Origin of the sequence: Bradyrhizobium sp. UFLA01-814 (genome assembly GCF_046718885.1) — a bacterium.
GTDB lineage: Bacteria > Pseudomonadota > Alphaproteobacteria > Rhizobiales > Xanthobacteraceae > Bradyrhizobium > Bradyrhizobium elkanii.
This window is the reverse complement of record NZ_JAQOSR010000301.1, coordinates 1-5,173: the sequence shown is the minus strand read 5'-3', so window position 1 is coordinate 5,173 and position 5,173 is coordinate 1. Positions and strand designations below refer to the sequence as shown.

The following is a 5,173-nucleotide window of genomic DNA, read 5'->3' as shown; positions in this document are numbered from 1 at the left end:
GTACAAGCGCGACATTCCTTATGCCACACTTGCACAGGCCTTCCAGAGCCTGATCCGCCCGCTGCTGAGCAAGACCGAAGCGGAACTGCGGCAATGGCGGGAGGCACTGCTCAAGGCGCTCGAACCGAACGGCCGGCTCATTGTTGATCTCGTCCCGGAATTGAAGCACATCATCGGCGAGCAGCCACCGGTCCCCGAATTGTCGCCGCAGGATGTGCAGGGCCGCTTTCAGCTGGTGTTCCGGCGATTCATCAGCGTGTTCGCGCGGCCGGAACACCCGCTCGCCCTGTTCCTCGACGATCTCCAGTGGCTCGATGCAGCAACGCTCGATTTGCTCGACGATCTGTTGAGCCGGCCGGATGTGCGGAATCTGTTGTTGATTGGCGCTTACCGCAGCAACGAAGTCGATCTCGTCCACCCGCTGATGCGCAAGCTCGAAGCGATGCGCCAGGCTGGAGCGCGATTGCAAGACATCGAATTGGCCCCCCTAACCGGTGGAGACCTCAGACAACTCATTGCGGATTGCGTTCACAGCGAACCCGAGAGAATCGCGCCGCTGGCACGGCTGATTCACGAAAAGACAACCGGCAATCCGCTTTTTGCTATTCAGTTCATTTCGGCGCTCGTTGACGAAGCATTGCTCACTTTCGATTATGGCGAGGCACGATGGTGTTGGGACCTGAATCGCATTCACGCCAAGGGTTACACCGACAATGTCGTGGACCTAATGGTTGGGAAGCTGAATCGCCTGTCTGCCGAATCCCGGAACGCGTTGCAGAAGCTCGCCTGCCTGGGCAATGACGCAGGGTTCGCCATGTTGCGGATCATCTACCAGAGCTCCGAGGAGGAGATGCATGGCCAGCTTTGGGAAGCGGTGCGAGCAGGGCTGATCTTTCGTTCGGACAGTTCCTACACGTTTCTGCACGACCGTGTTCATGAAGCGGCCTACTCCTTGATTCCGGAAGAATCTCGCGCCGAAACCCACCTCCGAATAGGGATGCTGCTCGCAGCGCGAACCCCTCCAGAACAGCTGGAGGAGACGATTTTCGAAATCGTCAATCAGCTCAACCGCGGCTCGCGTCTTATCACGTCAATTGAGGAGCTTGAGCGGGTCGCCGAGTTGAATTTCATTGCAGGTAGACGCGCCAAGACCTCGACGGCGTATACCTCGGCGCTGAACTATCTGCTCTCCGGCGCGGCCCTGTTGCCTGCGGGCTCTTGGGAACGCCGTCGCGACCTGATCTTTGAGCTCGAGCTGCACCGGGCCGAATGTGAGTGCCTCACTGGTGCACTGGCGGAGGCAGAGCAGCGGCTGGCGGCGCTGTCAACCCGAGCCGCAACGACGATCGAACGAGCCCGCGTCACGTGCCTGCAGGTGGATCTTTACACGACACTGGACCAGGGCAGCCGTGCGATCGCAGTCGGTCTCGACTATCTCCGTCACCTCGGCATCGACTGGTCGCCGCACCCGACGGAAGACGAGGCTCGGCGCGAGTATCAGCGGATCTGGTCGCAACTCGGCTGCCGCACAATAGAAAGTCTTATTGATCAGCCGTTTATGAGCAATGCCACTTCGCTCGCGACCCTCGATGTCCTGACGAAGCTCGGGCCGCCTGCCCATTATACTGATGCGAAGTTGCGTTCGATGGTCATCTGTCGGGCGGTCAATCTTAGTCTCGAGGGCGGTAATTGCGACGGCTCGTGCTACGCCTATGCGGTGCTTGGCAGGCTTGCTGGACCGGAATTCGGCGACTATCAGGCGGGACTTCGATTCGGCCGTCTCGGCTATGAACTGGTCGAACGGCGGGGGTTAAGGCGCTTTCAGGCCAGGACCTATTTGAACTTTGGATATCTGCTCATGTTCTGGACGAGACATGTCCAGGAAGGCCGTGATCTGCTGCGGCATGCGTTCGAGACCGCAAACCAGATCGGCGACCTGACTTTTGCCGCATATTACTACACCCACCTGAACACGTATCTTCTCGCGGCGGGCGATCCGCTCGATGACGTGCAAATCGAGGTTGAGCATGGTCTCACCTTCGCGCGCAGCATGCGGTTTGGTTTTGCGGTTGATTCAATCGCCGGTCAGCTTGGGCTGATTCGGACACTCCGCGGCTTGACGCCGATTTTCGGTCGCTTTGACGACGGTCAGTTTGACGAACGTCTGCTGGAGTCTCGCTTCTGTAGGAACCCGGATCTTGCGTTGGCAGCGGGCTCGTATTGGACCCGCAAGCTGCAGGCACGCTTCTTTGCCGGCGACTATGCCGGCGCCCTCGAGGCGTCATTGAGGGCGCAACAGCTGCAGCCGACATCGGCGTCCTTTTTCGAATGCGCGGAATACCACTTTTATAGTGCGCTCTCCAGAGCTGCATTCTGCGAGCCCGCGGCGGCCGACCGATGCCAGGAGCATGTCAGGGCACTCGCCGTGCATCACCGGCAGCTCGAGGTCTGGGCGACGGCTTGCCCGGACAACTTCGAGAATCGCACCGCACTCGTCGGGGCTGAGGTCGCCAGGATCGAGGGTCGTGCGCTTGATGCCGAGCATCTTTACGAACATGCTATCCACTCGGCACACACGCATGGTTTTGTTCACAACGAGGCGCTCGCCAACGAGGTCGCTGCACGCTTTTATGCCGCACGCGGCTTCAGGAAGATCGCGAATGCCTATCTGCAAGATGCGCGGTCCGCGTACATCCGATGGGGAGCCGACGGCAAGGTACGCCAACTCGACGAGTTGTATCCGCACCTAGGAGAGGAGAAGCCGATTGCCGGATCCACCAGCACGATCGGAGCATCTGTTGAACAGCTGGATCTAGCTACCGTTATCAAAGTCTCGCAAGCGGTGTCGGGCGAGATCGTTCTAGACAAACTTGTCGACACACTTATGCGTACGGCGATTGAGCACGCGGGTGCCGAACGAGGGCTGTTGATTCTGGCGGTAGGTGATGTCTATCGGATTGAGGCGGAAGTTACGACCAGCAATAATAAGGTGACCGTCGGTCAGCGACGAGCGACTGTAACCGCCGCGGATCTGCCGGAGTCCATCCTACACTACGTGATCCGGACGAAAGAGAGCGTTCTTCTCAAGGATGCTGCAGCTCCGAGCTCGTTTTCTGCCGATAAGTACATTCATCAGCATCACGCCCGTTCAATTCTCTGCCTGCCGTTGCTCAAACAAGGCACGCTTGCTGGTTTGCTCTACCTCGAGAACAACCTGGCGGCCTACGTCTTCACACCCGATCGCGTCGCGGTGCTGAAAGTTCTCGCGTCGCAGGCGGCGATCTCGCTGGAAAATTCGCGGCTCTATCGCGACGTCGCAGATCGCGAAGGTAAGATTCGGCGTTTGGTCGACGCCAACATCATCGGAATCATCATCGCCGACGGCGAAGGCCAAATTCTTGAAGCCAATGACGCGTTTCTACGCATTTTGGGATATGACCGCGAGGATTTGGTTTCGGGCCGTATGCGCTGGACCGAGCTGTCCCCGCCCGAATGGCGCGAGCGCGACATGCTGACTCAAGCAGAATTGAGCTCGACCGGTAGAGTTCAGCCTTTCGAAAAGGAGTATATTCGGAAAGACGGCAGCCGTGTGCCCGTGCTTATTGGCGCCGCTTTGTTCAAGGAGGGAGGCGACGAAGGCCTTGCATTCGTACTCGACTTGACGGAGCGCAAGCGGGCCGAGGAAGCGCTGAGCCAAGCACAAAGGCTAAGCCGCACCGGAAATTGGATCTACGACGCGACAGCGATGCGTTATCTCTACTGGTCGGATGAGAGTTACAGGATTTGGGGGTTTGATCCGCTGCAAGGACTTCCAAGCCGGCAAAGTATGTGGGAACGCATTCACCCGGAGGACCGCGACAGAGTGTGGGCCGCGGTCCAGGGGGCCGTGCACCAGAAGAAAGATTTGATTACCGAGTTCAGACTCCTCCTGCCGGATGGGACGATCAAATGGGTCGAAGGAACCAGCTATCACGTGTTTTCCCCCCGGGGTACGCTGGCTGAGGTTATCAGCACAACCGTCGATGTGACTGAACGAAAGCTGGCACAGGAGGAACGTGAAAAGCTGCGCCAGCTCGAGCTGGATTTCGCCCACATCAACCGCGTGAGCATGATGGGGGAATTGGCAGCTTCGCTGTCTCACGAAATTCTGCATCCGATTGCGACCGCTCGCAACAATGCTCGTGCGGGGGTGCGTTTTCTGGAAATGAATCCACCAAACCTGGGGGAGGTCAGGGAAGCACTCGGTTGTGTCGTCCGGGACGTGGACCGGGCCAGGGACATCGTCGGACGGATGCGTGATCACGTCAAGAAAGCGCCAACGCGGAAGGAGTGTTTTGACCTCAACGCGGCCATCAACGAAGTGCTCATATTGGCGCAGAGCGTGACACATCGGAATGAGGTTTCAGTCAAAACCCGGCTTGTGGATGGACTGCCTCCAGTTCTGGGTGATCGCATTCAGCTGCAGCAAGTCTTGCTGAATCTGATTCTCAACGCGGTCGAGGCGATCAGCTTGGTTGCAGATGGAGCAAGGGAGCTGTTGATCGGCACAGAGCAGGATCCGACAGGCGTCCTCGTGGCCGTACGGGATTCGGGGCCGGGCATTGATGCGCAGCATTTGGATCGGATCTTCGACGCCTTTTACACCACGAAGTCCAGCGGAACAGGGATGGGGTTGTCGATATGCCGATCTATCATCCACGCTCATGGGGGCAAGTTGTGGGTAGAAGCAAACGAACCTTGTGGAGCCGTATTTCGGTTCACTCTGCCTGCGGACGACGACTCATGAATTGTCTTCAATGGGCCGGCCCGGCTGCAGAGCCGAACGAAGGCATCGCTCGAGATGGTCGTCGTCCACCGGCTTGCTGAGGTAGCAAGCAACCCCGTCTTTAAGAGCCTGATGCCTGATGACCTCATCGGGGTAGGCGGTAACGAGGATTGTCGGGATCTGGTACCCTGCATCGACCAAATGCCTGTGCAACTCGAGTCCGGTCATTCCGGGCATGCTGACGTCGGTGATCAGGCAGGCGGTTTCAGCCAAGACAGGCGATGCCAGGAACTCGGCCGCCGACGGGAACGCTTCGACAATGTAGCCCAGAAACATTATGAGCTTCCGCATCGACTCACGATAGGGCTGGTCGTCGTCGACGATAGATATCACTGTACGGTTCAACAT

At 58.3% G+C, this 5,173-nt stretch carries 2 protein-coding genes; one reads left to right on the top strand and one right to left on the bottom strand.

Features of this window, described 5'->3' with window-relative positions; all coding sequences use genetic code 11:
- The coding region (locus tag PMN64_RS41840; protein WP_411784991.1) for a PAS domain S-box protein at positions 1 to 4,786 on the top strand (4,786 nt) is incomplete at its 5' end.
- Here PMN64_RS41840 and PMN64_RS41835 read toward each other — a convergent pair.
- Positions 4,781 to 5,173 (bottom strand): response regulator transcription factor (locus PMN64_RS41835; RefSeq protein ID WP_304497296.1); only part of this gene is annotated, 393 nt, incomplete at its 5' end. The genes PMN64_RS41840 and PMN64_RS41835 overlap by 6 nt on opposite strands.